22 protein-coding genes are annotated in these 25,815 nt (G+C 67.1%); 7 read left to right on the forward strand and 15 right to left on the reverse strand.

Going from position 1 to position 25,815, the window contains the following annotated elements; translation table 11 throughout:
• Positions 1–4: 4 nt before the first annotated feature.
• Positions 5–4,618: an FtsK/SpoIIIE domain-containing protein gene (locus JEQ17_RS26880; RefSeq protein WP_200397596.1), complete on the reverse strand. Its 4,614-nt coding sequence runs from the start codon at positions 4,616–4,618 to the stop codon at positions 5–7.
• Positions 4,619–4,859: 241 nt separating this feature from the next.
• Here JEQ17_RS26880 and JEQ17_RS26885 point away from each other — a divergent pair, with 241 nt between their 5' ends.
• The gene (locus tag JEQ17_RS26885; RefSeq protein ID WP_079053446.1) at positions 4,860–5,165 is read left to right on the forward strand and encodes a WXG100 family type VII secretion target; all 306 of its coding nucleotides are present in this window, start codon (positions 4,860–4,862) and stop codon (positions 5,163–5,165) included.
• A gap of 97 nt (positions 5,166–5,262) precedes the next feature.
• Here JEQ17_RS26885 and JEQ17_RS26890 read toward each other — a convergent pair whose 3' ends face one another.
• From JEQ17_RS26890 to JEQ17_RS26910, 5 genes are all read right to left on the reverse strand, one after another.
• Entirely contained in the window at positions 5,263–5,862 is a 600-nt protein-coding gene (locus JEQ17_RS26890; protein WP_200397597.1) for a hypothetical protein, read from the reverse strand.
• Positions 5,859–6,497, reverse strand: coding sequence for a hypothetical protein (locus JEQ17_RS26895; RefSeq protein WP_200397598.1), 639 nt, complete (start codon positions 6,495–6,497; stop codon positions 5,859–5,861). Before JEQ17_RS26895 ends, JEQ17_RS26890 begins: the two co-directional genes overlap by 4 nt.
• Entirely contained in the window at positions 6,490–6,882 is a 393-nt protein-coding gene (locus JEQ17_RS26900; protein ID WP_200397599.1) for a hypothetical protein, read from the reverse strand. The genes JEQ17_RS26895 and JEQ17_RS26900 overlap by 8 nt, the downstream gene beginning before the upstream one ends.
• A gap of 34 nt (positions 6,883–6,916) precedes the next feature.
• Positions 6,917–8,272 carry a putative T7SS-secreted protein gene (locus JEQ17_RS26905; protein WP_200397600.1) on the reverse strand — a complete coding sequence of 452 codons (1,356 nt, stop codon included), beginning with the start codon at positions 8,270–8,272 and terminating at the stop codon, positions 6,917–6,919.
• Positions 8,273–8,363: 91 nt separating this feature from the next.
• Positions 8,364–8,624 (reverse strand): hypothetical protein, encoded by a 261-nt coding sequence (locus JEQ17_RS26910; RefSeq protein WP_200397601.1) that lies wholly within the window; start codon positions 8,622–8,624, stop codon positions 8,364–8,366.
• Between the two features lie 593 nt (positions 8,625–9,217).
• On the opposite strand from JEQ17_RS26910, the gene JEQ17_RS26915 reads away from it, so the two are divergent.
• The 3 genes from JEQ17_RS26915 to JEQ17_RS26925 all read left to right on the forward strand — a co-directional run bounded on the left by JEQ17_RS26915 (position 9,218) and on the right by JEQ17_RS26925 (position 11,487).
• Positions 9,218–9,877 carry a hypothetical protein gene (locus JEQ17_RS26915; protein WP_200397602.1) on the forward strand — a complete coding sequence of 220 codons (660 nt, stop codon included), beginning with the start codon at positions 9,218–9,220 and terminating at the stop codon, positions 9,875–9,877.
• Between the two features lie 53 nt (positions 9,878–9,930).
• On the forward strand, positions 9,931–10,896 hold the full coding sequence (locus JEQ17_RS26920; protein WP_200397603.1) for a hypothetical protein: 966 nt from the start codon (positions 9,931–9,933) through the stop codon (positions 10,894–10,896).
• A 120-nt stretch (positions 10,897–11,016) separates the two neighbouring features.
• Positions 11,017–11,487, forward strand: coding sequence for a hypothetical protein (locus JEQ17_RS26925; protein WP_234048384.1), 471 nt, complete (start codon positions 11,017–11,019; stop codon positions 11,485–11,487).
• A 223-nt stretch (positions 11,488–11,710) separates the two neighbouring features.
• On the opposite strand, the gene JEQ17_RS26930 is transcribed toward JEQ17_RS26925, so the two are convergent.
• The 9 genes from JEQ17_RS26930 to JEQ17_RS26970 form a co-directional block, all read right to left on the reverse strand.
• Positions 11,711–12,211 (reverse strand): hypothetical protein, encoded by a 501-nt coding sequence (locus JEQ17_RS26930; RefSeq protein ID WP_200397605.1) that lies wholly within the window; start codon positions 12,209–12,211, stop codon positions 11,711–11,713.
• 196 nt (positions 12,212–12,407) lie between these two features.
• Entirely contained in the window at positions 12,408–12,980 is a 573-nt protein-coding gene (locus JEQ17_RS26935; protein ID WP_200397606.1) for a hypothetical protein, read from the reverse strand.
• Positions 12,977–13,723 carry a hypothetical protein gene (locus tag JEQ17_RS26940; RefSeq protein WP_200397607.1) on the reverse strand — a complete coding sequence of 249 codons (747 nt, stop codon included), beginning with the start codon at positions 13,721–13,723 and terminating at the stop codon, positions 12,977–12,979. Before JEQ17_RS26940 ends, JEQ17_RS26935 begins: the two co-directional genes overlap by 4 nt.
• Before the next feature lie 39 nt (positions 13,724–13,762).
• Positions 13,763–14,677: a hypothetical protein gene (locus JEQ17_RS26945; protein ID WP_200397608.1), complete on the reverse strand. Its 915-nt coding sequence runs from the start codon at positions 14,675–14,677 to the stop codon at positions 13,763–13,765.
• Positions 14,678–14,755: 78 nt separating this feature from the next.
• On the reverse strand, positions 14,756–16,024 hold the full coding sequence (locus JEQ17_RS26950; protein ID WP_200397609.1) for a BAR domain-containing protein: 1,269 nt from the start codon (positions 16,022–16,024) through the stop codon (positions 14,756–14,758).
• A gap of 2 nt (positions 16,025–16,026) precedes the next feature.
• Positions 16,027–16,326, reverse strand: coding sequence for a hypothetical protein (locus JEQ17_RS26955; protein ID WP_200397610.1), 300 nt, complete (start codon positions 16,324–16,326; stop codon positions 16,027–16,029).
• A 121-nt stretch (positions 16,327–16,447) separates the two neighbouring features.
• Complete coding sequence (locus JEQ17_RS26960) at positions 16,448–17,530, reverse strand: hypothetical protein (protein ID WP_200397611.1); 1,083 nt, start codon at positions 17,528–17,530, stop codon at positions 16,448–16,450.
• The gene (locus tag JEQ17_RS26965) at positions 17,521–18,192 is read right to left on the reverse strand and encodes a hypothetical protein (protein WP_200397612.1); all 672 of its coding nucleotides are present in this window, start codon (positions 18,190–18,192) and stop codon (positions 17,521–17,523) included. Before JEQ17_RS26965 ends, JEQ17_RS26960 begins: the two co-directional genes overlap by 10 nt.
• A 299-nt stretch (positions 18,193–18,491) precedes the next feature.
• Complete coding sequence (locus JEQ17_RS26970) at positions 18,492–19,490, reverse strand: hypothetical protein (RefSeq protein ID WP_200397613.1); 999 nt, start codon at positions 19,488–19,490, stop codon at positions 18,492–18,494.
• Positions 19,491–19,809: 319 nt separating this feature from the next.
• On the opposite strand from JEQ17_RS26970, the gene JEQ17_RS26975 reads away from it, so the two are divergent.
• From JEQ17_RS26975 to JEQ17_RS26985, 3 genes are all read left to right on the forward strand, one after another.
• Positions 19,810–20,457 (forward strand): hypothetical protein, encoded by a 648-nt coding sequence (locus JEQ17_RS26975; protein WP_200397614.1) that lies wholly within the window; start codon positions 19,810–19,812, stop codon positions 20,455–20,457.
• 141 nt (positions 20,458–20,598) lie between these two features.
• Positions 20,599–25,185: a DUF6531 domain-containing protein gene (locus JEQ17_RS26980; RefSeq protein ID WP_200397615.1), complete on the forward strand. Its 4,587-nt coding sequence runs from the start codon at positions 20,599–20,601 to the stop codon at positions 25,183–25,185.
• A complete protein-coding gene (locus JEQ17_RS26985; RefSeq protein WP_234048385.1) occupies positions 25,164–25,790 on the forward strand; it encodes a hypothetical protein in 627 nt (208 codons plus the stop codon). Before JEQ17_RS26980 ends, JEQ17_RS26985 begins: the two co-directional genes overlap by 22 nt.
• Positions 25,791–25,815 lie beyond the last annotated feature (25 nt).

Genomic DNA, 25,815 nt, shown 5'->3' on the forward strand with positions numbered 1-25,815 from the left:
GGGGCTACAGCGGCACGGTCACCGTGACCGGGTCGCCGTTGCCCAGGTGGAGCATTCCCTTGCCCGGGGTGATCGGGCCACCGACCATGCTGCGGGTGGTGCGGATGCCGATGAGTTCGCCGGCGCCGGAGTCCTGGGGGGAGAGGAGGATGCCGCGGCGGCCCTTCTTGGCCTCGACCTGCCAGCCGGAGAAGCCGCTGCAGACCTCTTCCTCGTCGCCGCCGAGGACGAGCGCGAGGCCGCGGTCGGCGCCGCGCTGGACGAGTCGCTTCAGCTCGCGCTCGCAGTCCGCGTCCTCCAGGACCTCGCCGTCGTCGACGATGACCACGATCGGTTCCTCCGGAGACGCCGACTCGATCGCCTCGTTGAAGTCGTCGCTCTCGATGTCGTCGTCCGTGAAGACCTTCAACACACCGTCCTGGCCGTCGAGTTCACGGAGCGGCGAGGGCCGCGGGGCCGCCACGACGATACGTACGCCCTGGAGGAGGTACGACCGGGCGAGGTTCAACAGGGCCGTGCTGCGGCCCGACTTCGCCGGGCCCGCGACCACGAACGTCGGCACGCCCTGCGAGAGGTCCGGGCCGAAGGCCATGATGTCGTCGCCGCCGATACCCGCCAGACCCCACAGCTTGGACTGCGCGACCGCCGGGTCCCGCATCTCCCAGGCGTCCGCGAAACCGATGCGGGAGGGCAGGGAGTCCACCCGGAACGGGCGCCGGGCGCGCGGGACTTCGGCGTCCCGGGCCGCGGCCGCCTCGCCGATCGTGGCGAGCGCCGCCGCCTGCCCCTGACCGGTCAGGTCGTCGGAGAGCAGCGCGAACTGAGTCTCGGTCGCCGTCTCGTTCTTGAAGCCGCGCCCGGGCGGGATCTCCTCGGGCACCTTGCGCGCGTTGATGCCGAGCATCGAGAAGTCGGACTTGTCGGCGAGGCGCAGGCCGTACTTCTCCTCCGTGAGCGAGGCCATCCGGCCGAGCAGCACCTGCCGGTCACCGGTGACGACGAGGTGGATGCCGACGCTCGCGCCCTCGCGCATCATCGTCTGCAACTCGTCGGTCAGTTCACCGTGGTTGTACTCGCCGAGCGTCGGCAGCCAGCCCTCCCACCGGTCGAGCAGTACGACGATGTGCGGCAGCCGCTCCTCCTCGGTGACGGACGCCCGCTGCTCCCCGATGTCCGCGAACCCCTTGTCGGACAACAGGTCCTGACGGCGCGTCAACTCGCCCTTCAGGCGCGTGACCAGTCGTACGGCCCGCTCCGTCTGGTTGCGTGCGACGACGGCACCGCAGTGCGGCAGCCGCGTCAGCGCGTTGAGCGCCCCGTTGCCGCAGTCGATGCCGTACAGGTGCACGTCCTTCGAGGAGTGCGTGCGGGCGATCGACCCGGCGAGGGTCCGCAGGATCTGCGAACGGCCGCTGCGCGGAGCACCGCCCACGATGAGGTGCCCGAAGGAGGAGAAGTCGACGACGACCGGGCGGCGGGCCTGGTCGGCGGGCAGGTCCTCGACACCGAACGGCGCCGGCGGCAGCTTTCCCGCCGACAGCGCGGCGACCGCGGGCATCTCGACCTCGTCCAGCAGCAGCGTCTCGGAGAGCGCGGGCAGCCAAGGGCTGTGCTGGGAGGGGATGCCGAGTGCCCCGTTGGCGTCGCGGATCGCGTCCACGAGCACCTTCAGGTCGGTGATCTCCTCCTCCTCGCGCGCCTCGGCCTTCGGCTTGACCAGCGCGGCCCGGCCCAGGTCCTCCCAGGCCAGCGGCCCGGCCCAGGGCGCGAGCACCGTCGGGTCGGCGGCTCCGGGCCGCCGACCGCCCACGCGCCCGGACTGGAACGGCACGAGCGAGGCGTGCCCGAGCCGGACGTACGCGCGGCCCGGCGTGCTCTTGGAGATGTGCCCGGCCTCGGGCGAGTCGATGACGTCGCTCGACTCGCCGCCGTCCGTCACCCGCAGCGCGATACGGAGGTTGGTGTTGGCCCGGATCTCGGGCGACACGACACCGGAGGGCCGCTGGGTCGCGAGCAGCAGGTGGATACCGAGCGAACGGCCCCGCTGGGCGATGTTGACCAGACCCGTGACGAAGTCGGGCAGGTCACGCACCATCGAGGCGAACTCGTCGATGACGATGAGGAGTCGGGGCAGCGGCCGGTTCGAGGGATCACGCCGTACGAGGTCCTGGTAGTCCTCGATGTCCTTGGCGTCGGCGGCGGCCAGGATGTGCTCGCGCCGGTGCAGCTCGGCGCCCAGCGACTCCAGGGCCCGCTCGACGAGGTGGGCGTCGAGGTCGGTGACCATGCCGACGGTGTGCGGCAGGTGCACACAGTCCTTGAAGGCCGCGCCACCCTTGTAGTCGACCAGCACGAACGTCATGTTCTCGGGTGTGTTCGCCACGGCCAGCGCGGCCACGATGGTCTGCAGCAGCTCAGACTTACCGGAACCGGTCGTACCCGCGATCAGACCGTGCGGCCCGTCCCGCCGGATGTCGATGCCGAACGCCCCGTCGTACGACTCACCGACGACCGCCATCGTGGACTGCCCGCCCATGCGCCAGCGGGCGGAGATCGCGTCGCTCGTCGGCGGCTCCAGCTGGAGCACGTCGAGCAGCCGGCTGGAGCCGGGCAGCGCCGAGTCCTCGGTCTCGCCGCTGATGTCACGGATGGGGGAGAGGGACCGGGAGAGCCGGGCGCACCAGGCCGACGACACGAAGTCCGGCCGTACGTTCTTGACCCGCGCCGTGCCCGTCTGCTCGACGCGCAGCCGCAGTTCGAGCGGCTTCTGCTCGCCGGACCGCTGGTCGTCGGGCTCGGCGGTGTGCCAGGCCTGGAAGGAGGGGAAGCCGCCGCCCTGGGCCGCCGGTTCCCGGGACGCCGTGACGGCGGTGGGGTGCTCTTCCGGCTTCGGCTTCGGCTCGGCGATGACGATGGCCTGGCACTCGCCGGGCAGGAACCGCTCCTCGGCGTCGAGGCAGATCGCGTACATGCTGACGCCGGGACCTTCGCGCAGCAGCCGCACCACACCGGGCATGGACCGAAGCCGCCGCGAACCGTCCCAGACGACCACGATGTCCGGGTCGGTGAAGCTGGTCTGGCGGCCGTTCTCCTTGGCCGCCTTCTGGCGGGCGTCGAGGAGCTGGGTGAGTTCGCCGATGCGGGCACCGACGGTCTCGGCGTCCGTGCCGATCAGGACGTTGGCGTCCTGGGCGCCGGAGGGGCGCGAGTGCGGCAGCCAGCGGACCCAGTCCCAGGTCGGCTGGGCGCTGTTCTCGGTGAGGACGTAGAACTGCACGTCGAGCGGGCTGTGCAGTACGGCGCTCTGGGCGACGATCCATCGCCCGATGGCCTGCGCCGAGTCACCGGGCCCGGCGATCCCGACGACCCCGCGTTCGCGCAGCGGCAGTGTCACCGGGGCGTCCTGGATCTTCCAGGTGACCTCGCGCTTGTGGTCGTCCTGCTCGGGGTCGTCGAGCACGACCTCGGAAGGCAGTTGCCCCGTGCCGACACGGATGACGAGATGGTCGGCGTCGGTGCGCCGCCGCTCCCACAGCCGAGTACGGGGCCCGGTGCTCATGGACAGCACGGAGGCGGGATCGGGCACGGCGAGCCGCCGATCGAGCCGCTCCGCTATGAGGGCGTCCTGAGCGTCCTTCTCGATCCGCTCCTTGTGCTCCTTGTACTCCTTGACCTGCTTCGCATGGGACTTGCGCCCGTGCTTCTTGTCCATGAAGTAGTTGCCGAAGAGGATCAGCGGGCTCAGCAGAGCCATGATCAGGTAGTACCAGCGCCCGAAGATCATCACGGCCACGACCGCGCCGACCAGCGGGGTCAGGGCCATCAGCCAGGGCAGCGGCCTGGCCTCGAAGTCGCGCGGCGGGGTGGGCAGCTTGAACCGGGTCTGGCGCTCGGGGGGCTGGAGCCGGGGCGGCCGGTTGTAGTCGAGCCCGGCCCCGTCGTCGGACCACTTCAAGGCGGCGTTGGGCGCGGAGTAGCGGTCGAGTTCGAGGAGGGTGTTGCCGACGGCGACCTGGGCACCGAGGGGCCAGTCCTTGCCGTCGAGAGGCTCGCCGTCGAGGGTGACGCCGTCCTTGTCCTTGTCGTCCTTGTCGTCCGTGTTGCTCCGGTCGTCCCCGTGTACGACGACCTGACAGGTTCCGTCCGTTGCAACTGACAACGTCAGCGCGCGGGCGGGAAGCTCGGGATCGTCGATCCGTACGTAGGAGGCGGGGCCGCTGCCGATGTCGTACCGCCCGATGCCGAGCCGGTGCACGGCGCCGGCGGCGGGCCCGCTCGCGACGCGCAGCTCGACGAGGCCGGTCGGCTCGCCGGGCAGGCAGCCGGCGGGGTCGTGCAGGCTGACGACGGCGCCTTCGCGCAGGGGTGAGGTGCCGATGGTGGAGGCCGGGTCGACGGGATGGCCGTCGACATAGGCGAGGGGCGCTCCGCCGCTGCCCGCCTGCTGTCCGTGCTGTCCATGGTGTCCGATGGGGATGATCTGCGCGCCGCCGCTGTAGCCGACGTGTGCGGCCAGCTCTTTCGCGATGTCCCCCACAGAGGACTCGGGATCCGCGTCGAGCACCACGTCGGCGTTGGCGCCGCCCAGTGGATCGACGACGGTCAGAGTCAGGCGCACGATCGTCCTCCCCGTTGACTGCTCTCCTGCTGCCCAGTTGCTGCCCAGTGACGATATCCGCTCCACCCTTCCCACAGGCAACGGCGTATGTGCTGGTTCCCTGAAGGCTCTTGAAGGATCCGGGGTGTGCGGCTGCAAGCGTCCTGCGTAAGCTGCAGACTCGGCGGACGATCGCATCATCCGCAACGGGAGCCACGGGGGTTGGCCCTGCGGCAAGTCGAGTTGTTATGGAGGACGCCACATGGCCGGCGGCAAAGACGCAGATATCACTTATGACGAGATGCACAAGGCGGCTACCAAGCTGACCGACGCCAAGGACAAGATCGACGAGAAGCTCGACGCCCTTGAGCGCTACATCCAGGGCCTCGTCAAGGACGGCTACACCACCCGCAAGGGCTCGCAGGCCTTCGAGGACTCCTTCACCGAGTTCAAGAAGGGCGCGAAGGACACGATCGAGGGCCTGACCGGCATGTCCAAGTTCCTGACCAGCGCTGCGAAGGCGTACCAGGACCTGGACGACGAGCTGGCCAAGGGCGTCAAGGGCTGAGGCTGCCTTTGGGCGGTTGAGGGTTGCTGGGCAGCTGAGTCTGCCTGGTGAGGGTCTGGTGTGGTGGGGCGGTTGAGTGCCTCACCACACCAGACCGTCAGGCGGGCTGAGCCCCGTCTGCGGCGTCTGTCAGCCACAGGCTTCGCGCGAAGGTGTCTACTTCGTCGAGATGGGCCGCCAGCCAACCGGGATCGTCGGCAACCGTGCGCACGGACAGGTCGACCCCGAAATCCTCCAAGCGCCACGCCAAGTTGAGCGACATCATCAGCGCCCCTTCGCGGGATCCCCAGTACCGGAGAGAGCGGAGGCCGTCTCCAAGCCGTTCCGTGGTGAACGTGTCCACTTCGGTCGGGCGCACCGCGCTGTCCAGGTCGGCTTGCACCGCCTCTCGGAGTTGCCTTGTGCGGTCCCCCTCCGAGGGGACTGTGAGAGCGAAGAAGGCCAGCGGGATGCGGCGTGGGTCAGGTGCGTAGAGAAAGACCTGATGGGCGGGTACCCGGCCGGGAATCCCTTCAGCGAGCATGTCCAGTCGCTTGGCCAACGCGCGAATCTCCCGCCGCTTGGGGCGCGTCTCTCGCAATCGCCAGAGCATATCTGCGTTCTTCTGCGCCCAGTTCTGACGTTCGTCGACGCTGTCCCACCTCAGCGGCATGAGGAGCCACTCTGTGGGATCCGAGTCGGTCTCAAGGAAGATCACGAATAGCTCCAGCGGAACGTGGTCATCACGGCATCGAAGAGTTCAACCAGGACTTCGGCGAACTCGCTGTGGGGGTGTCCATCGGCAATAGTGCTGAAGCAGACCGTCACCCACTGCGCGACGGTGCTTCCCGGGACCGGAAGCACGTAGTCGATGCGGCGGGAGGCGTACGCGACCTCCCGCTCCAGATCGGCGGCCACGGTCTTGTCCACGCGAACGCCGTCGGCACCGTCGACCGTGACTGGCTCACTGCTTGCTCCGTCCGCCAGCAGCTGAGCCACTACCTCGCCGCTTCCTACTCCCACCCCGGGGCCCGCGAGCGCCTCGGAGACGACGATCGATGCCGCGATGAGCGTGCCGTGGATCCGCTCCACCGGGAGGTAGAGCGTGAGCCCGTCCGCCTTGCGTGCCTGCTGGACCGCCTTGTTAAGCCGCTTCATCAGCTCCAGGCGCGCTTTGATGACGTCGTCCTTGGGGATGCCCTCGGACAGCTGGGTCACTCCCAGGTCGACAATGCGCTTGACCGCCTCGTCCGCGCCGTCACGCAGAGGGATCATGTCCCAGCCCGGTGGCGGTACGAGCCGGTAGCCGAGAGGCATCGTGGACCTTCGTACGTCGTCGGAGACCTCAGGCACGCCGGAACCTCTCCATGGCGGCGGAACCGGCCACCAGCAGCGGGGTGACGAACGCGCCGATCACGCCCGGCCAGAACCCCGTCACCAGGGCTGGGAGCAGGAGCGTGCAGGAGACGAGGAGTGCATGGGTGAGGCCTTCCGGTCGCCGACTGTGCCAGGGATGACGAGTGAAGATCCAAAAGACTCCGAGGATGCCTGCGGACACCACCGCGCGCTCCGTCCAGACCCAGACAGGGACGAACGAGCGCGGGCTCACGGCAGCCAGCAGGAAGTACACGACGATGAACGCAGCAGGAACGATGACGCACAGCCGCGCCGCTGCCACTATTCCGCCGCCGAGCCGGGTCACCACCGCCGAAGCGGCCCGTGATTCGTTGGGAGGCATCAGATCTTGACCTTCGTTCGAGCGTCTTGTCGGCCTACCAGTGCGTGTCGACGGCCGGTAGCCATGTGTTCGCCTTTCCGTCGTTGTATGTCTCACTGAACGGCTTGTCCGGGGTGCCCCATGCCTTGTGTGCAGCAGCGATCGCGTCACTCTGCCCGAGGCTCTTGTCGATGACGTCGGCGCCAGTTCCGATATACGCGCCGGCAAGGGATAGACCGTACCCGGCGTTTGAGCCGACGCGCGTGGCGGTCGAGACCGCCTCGGGGAATGCCTCCGCGTTCCTGGTGATGTTGGCGTACAGCCCGGCGACCTCGCCGTCGCCCATGTGGATGGCTTTTGCCAGCGTGCTGAGCTCCCCGGGATCCATGGACACCCGGCCGGCGTCGTTAAGGATCTTTTTGCGGACGAAGAGTCGCATCTCCTTGGCGAAGACCTTCATGCCGTCGTCCGAGGTCGTAGCCATGATCCGGCCGAGCTCGTCCATGAAGCGCGAGTTGGCGCGGATGCCGTCCTTGAGTTTGGCGACCCGTGACACCGCGGCGGCAGCCTTGGTAGACGCATTGGCCCCCTTCAGCAGAGCCACGCCGAGCCGTCCCATCCCCATGGTGACCAGACCAATGGAGTCCATGGCGACGTCCATCCAACTGGCGTCGCCGGAAGCCACGAGGAGAACTCTCGTGCCCAGGACAAGAAGCCCGGCGACTACTAGGAAGACTGCAATGTTGAGGCCGGGGACGAACATGGCGATAATGCCCACGATTGTCGCGACCCACCCAAGGACGTCAATGACGACCTTGATCCAGTCCGCGTTCTCGTGGACCCAGCCCTTGACGTTGTCCCACCAACTGTCCTCGATGACGTCGTCGAGCTGATCGCGGATCTTCTTGGCATAGTGGCGGGCACGTTCATCGCGGTCGCCCGTGATGCGGTCGAGCTGGTCGCGGAATTCTCCCAGCGGATCCCCGTCGGCACCGCTCTCCGAGGGTATGGGCGTCTTGTCGCTCCCGGATTCCTTCTTGGATTTCTCCGCTTCGACCTCGTCCTGCTTATCCTTGGCCTTGCGTAGAACGGCGTCGGCTTCGCTCTGGTAATGCTCCAGGTCATTGGCCCAGTTGCTGAGATGCCCGTGTACGCGCTCATAGCGACTCGCGACCTCGCGCAGGTGCTTCTCCAGGACGCCGGACTCTTCTTTCAGCTTTCCGGCGTACTTGCCTTTGAGTTCGTCGTCGTCGCCGATTCCGCGCAGCAGCCGGGACTGTTCGCGGAGTGACTCCGCGACGCCCTTCATATGCTTCACTTCGTCGCGGATCTCTTCGGCATCCCCGGGCACCGGGTCGGACTCTGCGAGCGGATGCCAGTCCCGCGGCCTGGCTTTGGAAGATGCGGCCACTAGTCTCTGTCTCTCCCCGTCGCTGAAGTTCGCCGACTCCGGTCTGCGGCTGATGCGCCAGTACCGGGCCTCGGATACAAGGTGAAAAAGTCTACTTCTTCTTGCCTTCTTGCAGACCTTGGGCCAGGTCCCCGTCCAGGCCGCCGAATCCGTCGACGGTCGATTTGGCCAACTTGCCTACGGTGTCAATGCTGTTGAGCATCTTCGCCCGGTAGTCGTCCCAGTTGTCCACAAATTCGTCCATGACGTCCGTGATCTCGCCACTGCCCCAGTGGTCGCGCATGTCGTCGGTTCGGTTTCCAAGATGCTTGAATTCCCTTTTCAGGCTCTTGAGTCGGGACTCGGATTCCACGAGAAGATCGATATTGACCTTTAGGTCCGCATCTTTCCCCATTGTCAACGCATCCTCGTGACTTGAAGTGGTTCGGTCGCAGCGGCTGATGGGCTGGAGGGGCTTGTCCTCACCCGCTGTTGTGCACTGTCGTCGGCCGGACTGTGGCCGTGGCCACTGTGGCGGCAACGGGTCACGACGGTATCTATGAGGTGCGCGGTTTCGCCAGTGCGAAGCTCCGCCGCGAGAGGAGCGCGACGACCTGACCGGATGTCGGCCTTCCCTTGGCTGAAGGGTTCCGTTCTCGAACGAGGCGTGGAGCTGTCCTCCTCTGCCGGACGAGTGGTGTACGTCTACAGCACGGACCGGACGCTCATCAACAGATGTGCGGAGCATCAGGGCGACTTTCTGGCCGGAGACGAACAGCTTGTCCCCGTACCGGGCCATGCCTTGGCGGCAGCGGCCCTGTGTGTTCACGAACGGTGTCGCAGTCGTGAAGGTTGCATCACGACTGTCCTCGCGTCGCACCAGTCCCTTGGTACGCATGGTCCGAGGCGGCCCGGACATGGGATCATCCCTTGGCACGCCGATCGTCTACCTCTGAGGACAAGCGAATGCTGACCACGCGACAGAGGCTGGTTGCGGCCTGTCTCCTTGTTGCCACCGCCCTGTTCATGACTGGTTGCAGCAGTGATGCGAGCAGCGGATCGGACAGCGACAGCATCGAGGGAGCGGATTCTGGTGAGTCGAACTCTGCGTCGCCGTCGGCCTCTGCGGCAGCCGAGAAGAACGCGCCGGCCTTCGACTTTCCGTCGGACATCAAGGTGACCGTCGAGAGGCAGCCGACCGGAGACGCGACGAAGGACGAGATTCTGCGGGATGTGGCGTATGCGTCCCAGGCTCAACTGGAGGCGTTCACCGAGGGTAACGGCCAGACCGCCAACATGAATCGCTACTTCGCGGCCAACGCTCGTACCTACTGGGCCGACCGCGTCGCGACGCTCAAGAAGGACGGGCTCACCGTCACGGGCGACTACCGGTTCTTCAACTTCGAGGTCACGGACGTCACGAACGACAACGCGGCGGTCCGCTATTGCGAGGACCAGAGCAAGGCGTACGGCAAGGAAATCAAGACGGACAAGGTGCTGCGTACCCAGCCGAGTGACAAGGACTTCATCCTGTACACGCTTCAGGCAGCGAAGGACTCTGCCGGTGACTGGCAGGTGACGCAGCAGAGCTGGAAGAAGGGGGACGCGTCTTGCGTGCGGGGCTAGGTACAAGGGCCGCTCGCCCGGTTCTTGGGGCGATCGCGGCCGCGAGCCTCGTCGTGGCGCTGGGGACGGGCTACCCGGCGCACGCGGGTGATCCCCGGGTCGGCGGCGATGAGGGTGGCACGCAGCCTGAGGAGCCCGGCACGGACGAGGGAGCCACCTCCGGCAACGGCACCATCGGTGCCAACATCCGCATCAGCCAGAGCAACCCCGGTTCGGGCGGCCCCACCACGACCGCCACCTCGTCGAATGCCAACTGGAAACCGCCAGTCTGCTGGTACGAGCCCATGTACACCCCGGAGGAGTACGAGGAGTTCATCAAGTCCGCGTACACGACCGCGGCGGAGCCCGCTGCGAGCTACGCCCGGAAGAGAGACAAAGCGAACTACAACAAGGGTGACAAGGGCCTGTGGTGGCAGGTGAAGTTCCGTGATGACACCTACAGCGAGGCCTGTCCCGTCACCACCGACAACTGGGAGACCTGGGTCCCCCCGGCCGACCCGCAGCCGGATCCCAACAAGCTCACCCCGGAGATCCTCTCCGAACTCGCCTTCAACTCCACCGAGTTGCCTGCGCCGCCCGTCGAACTGAGCCCGCGTGCCGATCGGCTCATCGTGAATCTGGGTACACGAGTGAAGTTCAGGGGCGATTTCGACCGTGTGTGGACGACTGCGAGCATCAACTACAAGGGTGTCCAGATGGCGGCGACCACCGTCGCGACCCCGGTCGCGCTCAAGGTCGAGGCCGGCACCGACGACGCCGACCCGCAGACCTGTACGTACGACCTCGTCAAGGGCAAGAACCGATACACGGTCGACAGTGAGGACGCCGGCTGCAACGTCGCCTACCGCCGTTCCTCCGGCGACGGCACCTACCCCTTCAAGGCATCGATCACCTGGAAGGTGACCTGGACCGACTCCGCCGACCCGGACGGCCCGCCGCGGCAGCCTGCCCTGCCGGACGGCCTGTCCACGTACGAGGAGAACGTGACGGTCAAGGAGATCCAGTCCGTGAACCGCTAGCCGATTCCGCCCCGGGCCCCACGAGGAATGGGAGAGTCCATGTCTGTTGGATCAGGGGTCGGGGAGCCCCGGGCGCGGAGTCCTTGGCGGTCGCTGGCAAGGAACATCGCATTCGGCACGGTGCTGCTGCTTGTCCTGGCGACCATGACGCTCGGCGCCTATGGGGGCGTTGCCCTGACCGTCGGCTTGGCTGACGACTCGTTCCTGTCGTCAGCGGTCCCTGACGACGGACGGAATGCCGTGGGTATCGGCGGCATCGGTATGGGTGGCCTGCTGGGTCTGATGCTGCCACTGCTCCTCTTCGCGGCGGTCCGGGGGACCGAGGAGAAGCCCAGGCTTGGACCGGGCAAGGCCCTTCTCAAGGCGCTCGCCCTTGCTGTCTTCAGCGTCTACCTGATTGTCGTCTCGCTGCTTGCCGCCCAGCTCGGCTGGATCCTTCCCGAGGGGCTCACCACGCTGCTGAGCTTCTTTGTCGTCGGCTTCAGCTGGGCGCCTGTGGCGCTCATTCCCTGGGAACGGTTCGGGCTGGGGGCCATGGGAGGGCTGCGTCTGAACTCGCGCGTTCGGGGCGGTTCAGACAAGCCGGACTGAGGTCGCCAACTCGCCAGCAATCTTGGGGAGTTCGTCGCCGAGCCCCAGGGAATTCCAGAGGGGGCGGCATTCCAGGCTGGTGGAATGCGCCCGGGACAGGACGTGGTGCGCCTCACCATGGACAGGGGCGGAATGCGGTACCAGTTCTCGGGCGTGATCAGGTCGAAGACGTTCTCACCATCAACCTCACCCTCGGCGGCCTGGTCGGTCGGCGCGTTCGGAATCAATCCGGTTCGAGCGCACCGGCGTCGACAGTGCCGTCAGCGTCAGCGGCGCCGACGGTGTCATCGGTGGGCGATGCGCGCTTGTGGCGTTCCATGGCCACCGCGATCAGCAGCGCGGCCGTGGCGATCGTGGACATCAGGCCGACCGCCCACAGCCAGGGGTAGTTGCTGAAGACCCAGCTGGGGGGCGTGTCGCGACCTCGACCCCATTTCCCGGTGTCCTGGGCGTTGAAGATCAGCGACACGAGCTGCAGCATTGCCGCGCCGCACACGACGGCCAGCAACGTGAAGCCGAACGATCGGACCTTGTGCGACTTCCAGGATTTCCGATCCGTACGGGATGCGGTCAGAACGAAGAGCGTCGCCACGCACGGCACCAGTGCTCCCAGGAACACCGCGAAGCCGTATGCGCCCCCCGGCCAGTTGCCGGCCGACCATTCCCAAGTGTCGTCTCCCCAGAACCTGTCCGAAAGGAAGAGGAGGGTGAACAAGGCCAGCATGGACAGGAGGACGAGACAGCCGAATGCCTTGTCGCCCTTCTTGGAATCCTTGCTTTTGGCTCCGCTCTCCGACCGTTTGCCGGGCCGGTGCTCATACCGCAACGAAGGTGCGGCTGCTCTCGGCCGTCTTGGCTTGGCTGACCCTGCCATGTCCTTGTCCCCCAGGGTGTTCCGGTCCGCGTGTCCGCGGAGTTCGTCAGGCGATCCAGATGCTTTTTGCGAAGTCGTCGATGGCGTCGAAAGAGGCTTTGAGCAGGTCGGGTTCGTCGTAGTGCCCCTTGAGTACCAGGTCGATGTCGCGGGCCGCGTCGTTCCAGGCGTACGCGATGGACATGATCGGGCCACCGTCGGGGCGGGTCCAACTGCGCACGCAGCGCAGGCCCTCGCCGAGGTGGGGTGAGACGAACGGGACCGTGTCCACGTGCCCGTCCGCCGCGGGGTCGGGTTCGACCAGCATGCTCAGGTGCAGGGAGCTGTGTTCCTCGTCGCAGACGAACTGCTTGGTGAAGAGGACCAGCGGTGACGCCTGTGGGGGCATCGGGCCGAAGAGGAATGCCTGCTCGGCCTCGACGCGGTCGCGCAGCATGGCGGCCGAACTCTCCAGGAACTTCTTCGTCTGCCGCTTCTCACGCCAGGTGAGCTTGCGCCCGTGGACCAGGGCGCTCGCCTTGAGTTGCAGATCCATCCACTGCGCGAATTCCGCTCCGGTGCCACGCAGGGGCATGTGAAACCACACGCCTGGGTCGGAATCGGTCTCGACGATCATCATGCTTGGCTCTCCTCCGCACCCTCCGTCGGATCCGTCGGATCCGTGAAGGACACCGTCTGGAGGACTGCCACCATCAGGTCGCAGAATTCGGTCCAGTAGTCCATGGACGCCGTGTGGAGCGTGAAGACCGCGGTGAACGGGCCCGTGGGGAAAGGGACATGGACCTGGATCTGTCCTGTGAGCAGATCAACCTGCTCGCCGGTCTCCGTCAGTTCCGGTTTGATCCGGTACTCGCGCAGTGTCACGCAGGACACGGCGGGTCCGCAGGGCAGGTCGAGCCAGCGGGCGTCGTTGTACTCGTCGCCGGAGAGGATCGCGAGGATGCCCTGGGCCACGACGTCGGTGTCGGCGTCGGCCTGGTCCGTCGGCACGGCGGCCACGGTGAGGGCACACTGGGCGACGCCGTCGGCTCCTTCGTGCCGGACGACCTCCCCGTCCTCCCCATACTGCGTCCCGTCCTCGTCGGCCGTCGAGAACAGTCCCATTGCCGAGTACGACACTCCGGTGCCCGCCATCATCTCGGCCATCGCCGCGTAGTACGGGGCGGCCGGCTCCCATATGTTCTCGTCGCCGCGTGAGTAGAGCTCTCGTACGAAGGAATGGGAGAGCTCGGCTCGTTCCTCGGGAGTGGCGGCGAGGGGGAGGGCGAAGAAGCCCTCGGGGGCCAGGAACCAGATGGGTGGGGGTTCTTGGGAGGCGCGGGCGGTGGGAATAGGGCTCGTGGTCTCGGTGGGGGGAGTCATGGAAGGCGGGGCCGTTCTGGTCAGGCGTACGGGCAGGGGTCAGAGGTCTTCGGGGCGGATGTCCTTGTGCGGTACCTCGACCCCGTCGGTGTCCATGACCAGACTGCGGCTGCCGGAGCCGAAGAAGGAGCTGAGCTCGCTCGGCACCGGAACCTCGACCCGGAAGTAGCCGGGGGAGCGACGAGTGACCACGGGGGTTCCGAGGTCAGGGGCGTGTGCCGTCGCGACGAAATTGTCGATGGCGCCACGCTGTGCTGGTGTCAGGTCGTCCAAGGGGATCAGGTCGAGGGGATGGACTAGATACCGGGTGACCCTCTGCCGCCTGATGCTGCTCAACCTGCACCACGAGGCGTCGGAGAAGACGATCCTTACGTCGTTTCCGTCCTTGTAGTCCCTGTGCTCGAACCTGCTGATGCTGGACCGGGGCGTTTCCCAGAGGACTTCGTCCTCGATGAGTTTGTCGTCCTTCTTGTGGTACGGGCCGCCTACGATGACCAGTCGGCGGTCGGTAATGATCGCGTGCGTTCGGTAGTGCTTCTCGTCGGAGCGGCCGGGGTCCAGTTGCCAGGGCAGGGTACGGGCGAGCGTGCCCGGCGCGGCCCACATGACCGGAAAGTCCTCGACCTCGTTCTCCCGGTCGTCCGGCGTGTCCTTGCCCGAGTCGGGGCCGGAGGATCCGCTCACATTGCCTCCGGCCGAACTGAGGGCGGCCAGGACGGCGACGCCCAGCGCCATCGCCGCTCCCTTCACGGTGTTCCTCGCGACCGCGTTCCCCGTGGACCTGGTCGTGTACACCGGTCCCTCGGGCCAGCCCGGCAGTTCGCCCTGGATGTCGTTGCGCTCGGTGTCGCGGAACCAGCGCATGCCCTTGACCCGCATGGCGGCGCCCGTCGCGAAAGCAATCGGAGCGCGCCCGAGAAGTGTCTCCCCCGGTTCCGGCTGCCAGATGTTCATATTCGTGTGCATCTTCCTTACGCGGCGACTCAGGAGGGTCGTTCTGGGCTGTCCACTCTGTCAGTCCTGGCCGGAGCCTCAGCCTCCGGTGGCCGACTTCTCGAACTGGTCGCCGGGGAAGAGGGCATCCCCCACGTGCTGGTGGATGCTCGTGATCTTGGGGAAGATCTTGGCGCCCGCGTCGATGGCGATACCGGCTCCCAGGGGGTTGATGTTCACGCCCGGGATCAGGTTGAGGCCCTTGGAGCCGATCCACTGGCCCTCGTGGTAGCCGGCGGCGGCAAGGCCACCCATACGTGACTTCAGGCCGCCGGCCGCGTGTGCGACCTCGTAGACGTCGTCGGCCCTGCCGCCGATTTTCACCAGGCCCGCCTTGCCGAGTCCCCCGGTGATCTCCGAGGAGTTCTTGCCGAAAGCCATCAGGATGCGTGAACTGCCGATCGAGGTCTTCGAGAATCCCTGGCCGAGGTTCTCGGCCATCGCCGCGGCCTTGCCGGCGCCTACCACCTTGATCCCCTTGCTGAACATGCCGATGCCCGGCATCAGTCCCACGGCGTCCAGCCCCATCTGCATCCAGCTCACATCGGCCCCGCCCCACTTGGCCAACCCGTGTGCCGCCAGTGCGAGACCGCTCGCGATGAGTGCCGCGGTACCGAAGATCGCCGCCAGGGGTGGGAAGGGCAGAGTGATGATGGCCAACATGCCCAGCACGGCGCTCAGATCACTCAGCAGATCGCCGATCAGCTTGATCATGTCGGCATGGTCCTTGATCCACTGCCCGGTTGCGTCCCACGCGTCCGAGACGCCCTTGGTGAGCTTGTCCCAGAAACCGGGCTCGTCAGGCGCGATGTCGCCGGCCTTGTCGAGTTCCTTGCTTATGTTGCCGGCGGCCCGCTTGTAGTGGTCCTCCAGGTCGTGGACCTTGCCCGTGATCTCGTCGACCGCGCCGGAGGCCTTGCCGAGTTCCTCGCTGCCCTTGCCGTCGACTTTCTGCTGGGCGGTCTCCCTGGCTTCGAGCTTCTCCCCGGCGGACTTCTCCAGCCGGTTCGCCTCGTCCTGGAAGTCGTGGAGTTCGTTCGCCCACCGGTGCAGGGCGCGCGAGGCCTTGTCGAAGGAGTCGTGGCTCTTGCGGATGAGGGGGGTGACGTCCTTGCCGACGTACTCGGTGAAGGCGACTGCCGTCTTGCCCTTCCAGGCACCGGCCTCGATCCGCTCCAACTCGCGGAGAGTGGTGCCGAGGTCGCTCGCCAGTCCGCCGAGTTTCTTGGCGAGGTCCCGGGTGTCGTCGACGTCTCCCGGCGTCGGATCCCAGCCTATGTTCGGAAAGGCGGGGCGCTTGCCGGCCACGACTACTTGCCCTTCTTCTTCGTCTTGAGGGATTCGGCGAGATCGTGATCGAGCTTGCCGAACTCCTCACCTATCTTGTTGATCATCTTCACTGCGCCCTGAGTGTGCTTGCCGAGTTGCTTGATGCCGTAGCCCCAGTCGTCGGCGAATTCATGGACCTCCTCGACGAGTCTGCTTTGGCCGACCGCGGAGCCGTCGGCGCCACGGAGCGTGCGGCGCGCGCTGTCCATCCGGTCGCTGATCGTCGAGAAGGTCTTCTTCAGGTCTTCGAAGACGGTGTCTTCGAGACGGAGGTCACTCATGTTTGGTCCGGGTTCCCTGAGTGGTCGGTCAGTGGGGGAGGAGGGAGAGGGGGAACAGTGGTCGGCGTGAGCCGCGGCCGGTTCCGTGGGGTTTGATCCGGCCACCCATTCCTTGCTCCGCTCAGCGGTTGACGGCCTGGGCTTCCTGGACGGTGATGTCCTGGACGGCCTCGATCGTGCCGTCGGGCAGGCCCACCGGGCCGGCCTGGCCGGTGCCGGTCCAACTGATCTCCCAGGTGAGGGAGGCCTTCAGAGGGAAGGTTCCGCCGTTGGACGAGCGGCCGTAGACGATGCCGCACGGAGGTGTCTCGTCGGCCTTGCCCTTGGCGTAGGGCTCGCCGATCCTGCCGTCGACGATGGGACATTCGCCGTTGGCCGGGATGGTGGTGGCGTCTTCGGTTCCCGGGTCGAGGGTGAGCGACTTGGGAGTGGCGGTTGTGGTCGCCTCGATGTTGAAACCGGGGACGTTGATGGCTGCCGTCGCCTGGACCTCGTCGAAGGCCGCGTCGTCGAGCCAGGCCCAGGTCGGCAGGTTCACCTTGGTGATGGCCTCGGGAGCCAGCGTGACCTCGGTGTCGGGGAGCTCCATGTGCTGGTACGCGAGGGCGGCGAGCATCTCCGGAGTGATGGCCTCTTCGTACTGGGGCGGCGGGGCCTCGCCGTTCTCGACCCAGAAGGGCAGGTCGGTGCACGATTTCCGCTTGAGGTAGTCCGGCTCGTCGGGGTTCTCGACACCGGCCCAGAACATCCCCTCGCCGTCCTTCTCGACGTTGTAGTCCTTGTAGCCGGGAGTGTCGGTCCAGCCGTAGTCGTCCTCGTAGTGGCGCTCCATCTCGCCGATCGCCGCGCCCGCGTGGCCGGTCATGCCGGGCGCATCCTTGGCGCTCGCGATGTCCTTGGACATCTTCTTCTTGAAGTCCTTGGCGCCGAGATAGGGGGCGTACCAGCAGGGCGGCGGCGTCCAGTTGACGTCGGAGGAGGCCACGTTTCCGCTGCCGCCCTTGGCGACGGCTCCGGAGTACTGGATGCGGGCTGCGGCGTAGATGCCGGTTTCGTCTCCGCCGCCCTGCTGGTCCGTGCTGGCTCCCTTGTCGGAACCCACCGGCTTCGCCGCGTAGGCGGATTCCGGGAGAACGAGGACGCCGAAGGCCAGTGTCAGAGCCGCGGTGCTGAGGACTGCGCGCCGCGGACCGTTCACTGGCACTTCGCCGCCTTCGTCTCGACGAACACCTTGGATGCCTGCCACAGGCCCGTGCCCGTCGGCAACTTGGTCATGATGATCTTGAAGTGGTCGAAGTCCTCAATGCTGGGCTTGGTCGTCAGGATCTTCTTGGTCTTGATTTCCTTGCCGTAGAACTTGCCCGCGTCCGCGCAGAACGCCACCTCCACCGCCTTGCCGTTGGTGGTGGACCGTGTGGTGGCGTCGTAGTGACGCAACGTGCCGGTGGCGGTCCAACCGCCGTCGATCCAGGCGTCGATCTGTGTCTTGGCGTAGGTCAGGCCGTCGCCGGTGGCGTAGGCGGCAACGGCCGCGTCCTTGGTCGTGCGTTTGTCGACGCCTCGGTAGATCGCGCGGAAGAAGTTCGCAGCGTCGTCCATCGCCGCCGCCTCGTTCACGTCCTTCGGCTTGTCCCAGTCGAAGACCAGGTCCATGTCGGCGGGCAGCGACACGTCGACGCCGTCCGGCTTGTCCTCGGCCGGTGCTCCCGAGGGCTCCGCCGACTTCTCGGGCTTCTCCGCTCCCTGGCCGGCGCCCGCGATCTTGTCGTTGTCGCTGGACTTGTCGTCCTCGCTGCCGCAGGCCGTAAGCAGCAGGGCTGCGGTCGCGGCGAGCGCGGCAGCAACGGGCAAAGAGCGGCGCTTCACAGTGATCTCCCCGTGAGACAAAAGTGCAGTCAAGAGCTCTGACGGTATCTGCGGGGCGATCGGTTTCGCTACCGCGAACTTCCTTGCACGGCTGGGCGGACATGGAGGAATCGGGGCAAGCCGACGGCGCTTGTGGCCTGATCGTGTCTGGTCGCACAGCGGCTCGGAACGTAGACCGCCTGCCGTGCCACCCACGAAATCCGCGAACGAGGCCTCGTCGTCACGCTCCTGCGAAGGGCGCCTTCGTCGCGTCCCGCTCCAGGCCGACGCGTCCGCATACGACGGCCAGAACCAGCCGTTCACTTCGGCGAAAGCACGCCGGACGGAGGTCGATGGTGCAGCCTCCGCAGCTCATCCTGCGACTCGGGGGAAAAGTCCTCCCAATGGCGCTTCATGAAGTCGACCTCGGCGCCGTCGGTGTCCATGACGATGGAGTGGTCGGAGATACCGGAGAACCCGTCCGCAGTACTGGGTGCCAGTGCCGCGACCTGATAGCAGCCGCACGGATTGCGGGTGACCAAGGGCGGCCCGGCATCGGGTGCGTGAGCGGCGGCGAAAGCCTCGGCCGTGCTGCGCTGGGCCGGGGTGAGCGAGTCCAGGGGTACGAGGTCGGGATGGTCGGCGGTGTAGCGCGTGAGTCCCTCCCGCCAGAGGCTGGTGAGCCGGCACCAGGAGCCGTCGGTGAAGACGACCTTCATGTCGTCACCGTCCTTGAAGTCCCGGCGCTCGAACGTGCCGATGCTGGACCGTGGGGTCTCCCACAGCACCTCGTCCTTGACGATCTCCCTGTGCTTCTCGGCGAAGGGAAGGCCCACGATCAGCAGACGGCGGTCGGTGAGGATCGCGTGGGTGCGGTAGTGCTTCTGCCTGCAGCGGCCGGGATCCAGTTGCCAGGGCAGGGTACGGGCGACCGTGCCCGGCGCCGCCCACATCACCGGGAAGTCCTCGACCTCGTCGGCCCGGTCGTGGGTGGTGCCCGAGCCGCCGCCCCGGATACCGCCTCCGATGTTGCCTCCCATGGAGCTGAGGACGGCCATGATCGCGACGCCAACGGTGATCGCTCCGCCTCTGAGGACGTTGAGCCCCAGCGCGCCGCCGCTCGAACGGACCTTGTGGACCGGCCCCTCCGGCCAGCTCGACAGCTTGCTCAGTTCGCTTTGGATGTCCTTGCGTTCCGTGTCGCGGAACCAGCGCTTGCCCCGTACGCGCATCGCCGCACCCGAGGCGAACGTGACCGGTGTACGGGCGAGCAGGGTCTCGCCCGGATCGGGCTGCCAGTAGTCCATCGCTGTACGCATCCTCCGGGCGGTGTCGGTCGTCGGATGTCGCTGGTCGACGCCGCTTGTCGCCGGTTCAGGGGGGGGATCTTGTCAGCGGCTCACTCTGTCACTCCGCCTCGGCTGCGGTCCCGCCGGGTCCAGACCGTCAGGCGGAGGTGAACGACCCCGTCCGCAGGATGGTCGTGGTCGTGCCGCAGCAGGCGCTCCAGGACTGAACAACTCCACGGACGCGGTGCCCGGTCGCGAAGGCCACGGCGCCCGACTCGTACGGACCACACGTCCGCCGCCTCGTAGGCTTACGCGCACCAGACTGTGTCGGAACGGGGAGATCAACCACATGGCCCGCTACATGGAGACGCTCACCATCGAGCGCGGTGGCTTTCGGATCAAGGTTCCGGAGTCGTGGTGGGAGTTCGACGTGCGGCCCGAGTCGCGGGACGACTCGATCCGGCGCATGGTGGCCGAACGGGTGCGTCAGCAGCCCGAGTTGGCCAAGTACCAGGACACGTACACCGCCTTCCTCCGGAAGGCCGCGGGGGACGCCTGGAAGTCGGGCGCGCTGTACTGCGGCTGCATGGCCGAGAGCTTCGGCGGCGACACCCCCATCACCGGCTCGATCACCGTCTCGCTCGTCGGGGGGCGTACGCAGGCCGGCGAGCCCCTCTCCACCGACCCGCAGGTCATCGCGAGCCAGCTCGCCGTGCGCGAGGCCAAGAAGGAGGGCGACGCGTGGCGGAAGGTCACGACGGTCGACATCCCGGGCGTCGGCACGGCCGCGCGGACGTACGGCATCGAGGACATCCCCGTACCCGACGACGCCCTCAAGCGCACCATCCGTGCCGTGCTCATGCAAACGTTCATCCCCGTCCCGGGGCAGGAGGGCAAGGTCGCCCTCGTCGCGGGCAGCAGCCAGGTGCTCGACCTCGCCGACTCGTTCTTCGACATCTTCGACGCGATCACGTCTACGTTCCGCTTCGCGGAGTAGGGCCGGGCAGGAGCGGAACCCTGTACTGGGCCTCGCCACCCTCGTGGCCACCCTCGTGACCTTTTCACCGAACGCCCGTACCCAGTAACTTCACTTGTGCGTATGTGTGGTTGACGGGGTTGGCGTGACGGGGGTTGCGGCGTGGCGGGTTATCGGCCGACGGACTGGCATGTACTGGATCTGGAGAAGGATCCGACGCCGGGGGATCCCGTCCGGGTCAAGTCCTTGGCCAAGAGCCTGCACGACTTCGCCGATGACGTGCAGGACGCCCTCCGCCTGGTGAAGGGGATGGCCGACGAGGACGCCGTCCTGACGATGGTGGGCAAGACCGCCGATGTGTTCCGGGACGAGTTCTCCGGCGTCCCGAAGAACTTGAAGAAGCTCAAGAAGTCGTACGACCTGGCCGGGGACGCGCTGGCCGCGTACTGGCCGCAGTTGGAGCGCGCCCAGGCCCTCGCCGACAAGGCCCTCGCCCAGGGGCGGGAGGCACAGGCGGACCTCTCCTCCGCCAAGTCCCGTCTCTCCTCCGCCGATTCATGGGTCACCCGCGCCAACAAGGAAGCCGACAAGTACAAGGACGACCCCGGGTCGGCCGGCAAGGACGTTCCCAAGCCCGACGAGGCCAAGGTCCGTGCCGCCACCCGTGACGCGCAGAGCGCCAAGGACGCCCACACCTCCGCCCAGTCCGACGTCACCACCGCGCAGAACGCCCTCGATGCCGCGAAGAAGATGGCGGCGGACGCGCGGAAGATGCGCGAGGACGCCGCCGGTGACGCCAAGCGGAAGCTCGACGAAGCCTCCGACGCGGGGATTCAGAACCGCAAGTGGTACGAGGAGGTCGGGGACTGGTTCTCCGACAACTGGGACACCATCGTCGCGGTCTGCAAGGTCGTCGTCGCTGTGCTCGGGGTCATCGCGCTGATCATCGGTGGGCCGATCCTGGGCGCGATCGTCCTCATCGCCGCGCTCGTCGTCCTCGCCGACACCCTCAACAAATACATGAAGGGCCAGGCGTCCCTGTTGGATGTGGCTTTTGCCGCGCTGGACTGCATACCCGGCATGAAGGGGCTGACCACTCTCGGGGGACTCGCCAAGGGACTGAAAGGCCTGGGCAAGGTGGGCCTGAAGGGCATGGCCCTGGGGGCCAAGGGGCTCGGCAGGAGCACTCGCGCCATGGGCCGGCAGATGCAGAAGCTCTTCACCTGCGGCGATCCCATCGACATGGCGACCGGCCAGATGGTCATGTCCGCCACCGACGTCCAGCTGGACGGCGTCCTGCCGCTTGTGCTGGAGCGCCACTACCGCACCGGTGTCCGCAGCGGCCGTCTCTTCGGCAGCGGCTGGACCTCCACACTCGACCAGCGGCTGCGACTCGACGCCACGGGGGTGCAGTTCACCACCGCTGACGGCATGGTGCTGGTCTATCCCGTACCGGAGCACGATGTGGCCGTTCTCCCGGTGGAGGGACCGCGGTGGCCGTTGAGCTGGGACGGCACCTCTGGTGGCGCGCTCACCGTGCATCAGCCCCAGACCGGTGTGACGCTTCAGTTCCGGCCGTTGCCCGGCGGCGCCGTGGGTGAACTGCCCCTGGCCGTCGTCAGCGACCGCAACGACAACACGATTTCGGTCACGTACGACTCCGAGGGCCTGCCGGACGAGGTTGCCCACCACGGCGGGTACCGCGTCGGTGTGACCTGCGAGAGCGGCCGCATCGTCGCGCTGACGCTTCGGAACCACCCGGAGCGGCCCACGCTCCTGCGCTACGCGTACGACGAGCGGGGCAACCTGGCCGAGATCGTCAACTCCTCCGGGCTGCCGCAGCGTCTCTTCTACGACGACCAGCGCCGCGTCACCGGCTGGGAGGACCGTACCGGTGCCTGGTACCGGTACGAGTACGACGGCGCCGACCGTTGCGTCGCCGCCCGAGGTGTCGACGGCATCCTCGACTACACCTTCGAGTACGACGAGGAGGCGCAGGCCTCCACGTCCGTCAACTCGCTGGGGTACACCACCCGTTACCAGTTCAACGACGCGTACCAGCTCGTCGCCGAGACCGACCCGCTGGGTCACACGGTGTACCAGGAGTGGGACCGTCACGATCAACTGCTGTCCCGCACCGACGCGTTGGGCCGCACCGTACGACAGGAGTGGGACGAGTCGGGCAACCTCACCGCCGTGCGTCTGCCCGACGGAGCCACGTCCACGGTCACCTACAACAGCCTGCACCAGGCGGTCGAGATGACCGGCTACGACGGCGCGGTCATGCGGCAGGAGTGGGACGAGCGGGGAAACTGCACCTCGCTGACGGCCGCCGACGGGGCCGTCACACGCTTCACCCGAGACCGGACCGGAGCCGTGGCGTCGGTGACGGACGAGCTGGGCGCGGTGACCGGTTTCACCAACAACCAGGCGGGCCAGCCGGTCTCCGTGACGGACCCGCTCGGCGCGACAACCCGTAGCTCGTACGACTCCTTCGGCCGACGACTCACCGTCACCGACCCACTGGGCGCCACCACGCGGCTGGCCTGGACCGTCGAAGGGCTGAGGGCGGCCACGACCGGGCCCGACGGCGCGACCGAGTCCTGGACCTACGACGGTGAGGGCAACCTGCTCACCCACACCGATGCCCTGGGCCGGGTCACCCGCCACACCTATGGCGCGCTCGGCGTGCTGGCCTCCCGCACCACCGCGGACGGTGCCCGTCACACCTTCACGCACGACGCGGAGCTCCGGCTGGTCCAGGCTGCCGGCCCCACGGGACTCACCTGGGACTACACCTACGACGCGGCGGGGCGGCTCACCTCCGAGTCGGACTTCGACGGCCGCACCGTGGCCTACGAGTACGACGCCGCCGGACAGGTTCTCAGCCGAACCAATCCGCTCGGTCAGTCCACCGCGTTCGCGTACGACATCGCGGGCAACCAGTCCGAGAAGACGGTGGACGGCAGGACGACGGTCTTCACACACGACTCCGCGGGCCGTGTTCTCCGAGCCGCCGGTCCCGACGCGACGCTCACGTACTCCTACGACCTGGCCGGCCGTTGCACCACCGAGACCGTGGACGGGCGTGCGCTCACAACGGCGTACGACGCCCTCGGCCGACCTTCCCGGCGCACCACCCCTACTGGTGCCACCAGTACGTTCGCCTATGACGCCGCGGGCAACCGCACCGTCCTCACCGCCTCGGGGCGTGCCCTCACCTCCACGTACGACCCACTCGGCCGCGAGACCGCGCGGGAGCTGGGCGCCGGGGGCTCCGTCCTCAGTCACACCTGGGACGCCGATCACCGGCTGACCGTCCAGACGGTGACCGTTCCCGAAGCCTCACGACCGCCTCTGAGCAGGCGGGCCTACACCTACCGGGCCGACGGCAGTCCGGCCTCGATGGACGACCGGACCACCGGCCACCGCGGGTTCGACCTCGACGCCATGGGTCGTGTCACGGCCGTGCGCGCTACGGACTGGACGGAGTCGTACGCCTACGACGCCGGAGGAAATCAGACCCAGGCAGTCTGGCCGGAGCGATTCACCGGCTCCGAGGCACGAGGGGACCGGGCCCATGACGGCAATCGCGTTGTGCGCGCCGGGTCCGTGCACTACGAGTACGACGCCGCCGGGCGCGTCGTACTGCGCCGCAGAACACGGCTGTCACGCAAGCCGGACATCTGGCGCTACACCTGGGACGGCGAGGACCGGCTCACGGCTGTCACCACGCCGGACGGCACTCGGTGGCGCTATCTGTACGACTCCCTCGGGCGCCGTGTCGCCAAGCAGAGGCTTGCGTCCGACGGGGTTCCCGGTGCGGAGGCGACCGTTGTCGAAGAGACGTGGTTCACCTGGGACGGCCCTCACCTGGTGGAACAGACGACCCAGGTCCTCGGCGGAGAGGAGGCGGTGACGCTCACCTGGGACCGAGACGGCATGATCCCCGTTGCCCAGACACAGCGCACCATGTCGGCCGACGCCTCGCAGGCCGTGATCGACGAGCGTTTCTACGCCATCGTCACCGACCTCGTGGGCACCCCGACCGAACTCGTCGACGAGGCGGGCGACCTGGCATGGAGGTCCGATGCCACGCTCTGGGGCATCACCACATGGAATCCGGATGCGACCGGATATACACCGCTCCGGTTCCCGGGCCAGTATTTCGACCCTGAGAGCGGACTGCACTACAACAACCTCCGGCACTACGATCCGGCCACCGCCGCCTACGTCAGTCCCGACCCGCTGGGCATGGAGGCGGGGCCTAACCCGCGTTCCTATGTGTCCAACCCGCTGCGGTGGATCGACTATCTGGGCCTGATATGCCACTCGGCCATCCTTCGCCGGAACCTGGCGGCGGACGGCCGTCCGGTGGGCGCAGGCCAGGCGGCGGCGCATATCGTCCCCTCCACCTTGAACCGGACGGTCGGACGCACGGCCGACAGTCGCGCCATTCTGAGCCGCTATGGAGTCGACATCGACGAGGCGGCGAATGGAATACCCTTGGGTCACTCGCGACCCCACAACTTCACTCACCGCAACCCGTTCCTGCTGCGACTCAATCAGCACCTGGCCGCCACGGAGAGGGCCGGTGTGGCCCGAGGGCTCAGCAACCAGCAGATCGGCGACACCATTCGCCAGGAACTGCGTGAGATCGGGCGGCAGGTCACACACGAGCTGTCACCCTCGCAGATGGTGAACAACATGCCCGCGCCGACCGCTCGGTGGACAAGGCTGACATTCTGACAGAAGGCACCATGACGGCTGCAGAGAACCAAGGTCCCCTTTCCGTATATCGCCTGCTGCCGAGCATGCGGGAGTTCCAGCTTCTCCACTTCGACAATTCACCGGTGGAACTCATGCGCTGGCAGCTCGGCGGCTCTGTCGGCGAGCCCCCCACCGACTTCAATGCCGAATGGGGAGGCGAACCACGATGGCCCAGGAGCGAGTTTCCCAACGGAGATCCATGCTGCCCTGTCGTGAGCGGCCGAATCGCCGATGTCCTGAGGGACGAACTCGCAACGGCAGGGCGTCTCGTGCCGGTGAACATCGACGGATCCGCAGGGGACGAATACCGTCTCCATGTCGTGGAGCGAGTGGTCGACTGTTTCGATGAAGGGCGCTCGTCGACGCCGGATCAGATCGGCAGGATCAAGACGTCGGTGTTCCGGCCGGAGGCGCTGCCCGTCGAGCTGGCGGCATTCCGTTTTCCGCAGTTCCCCACAGCTGTCTGCTGGAACGGTTGGATGGTGGAACGCCTCGGCCGGCTTCTGGGGGATCAACTGGAGTCCCGGCTGATCTGGTCGGAGGATCCCTCACTCGCCCCGCATCCGGCCCCGTGGGGTTTCTGACGCGGCCGATGGCTCAGGAAGTGCC

Source organism: Streptomyces liliifuscus (genome assembly GCF_016598615.1).
Taxonomy (GTDB): Bacteria; Actinomycetota; Actinomycetes; order Streptomycetales; family Streptomycetaceae; genus Streptomyces; species Streptomyces liliifuscus.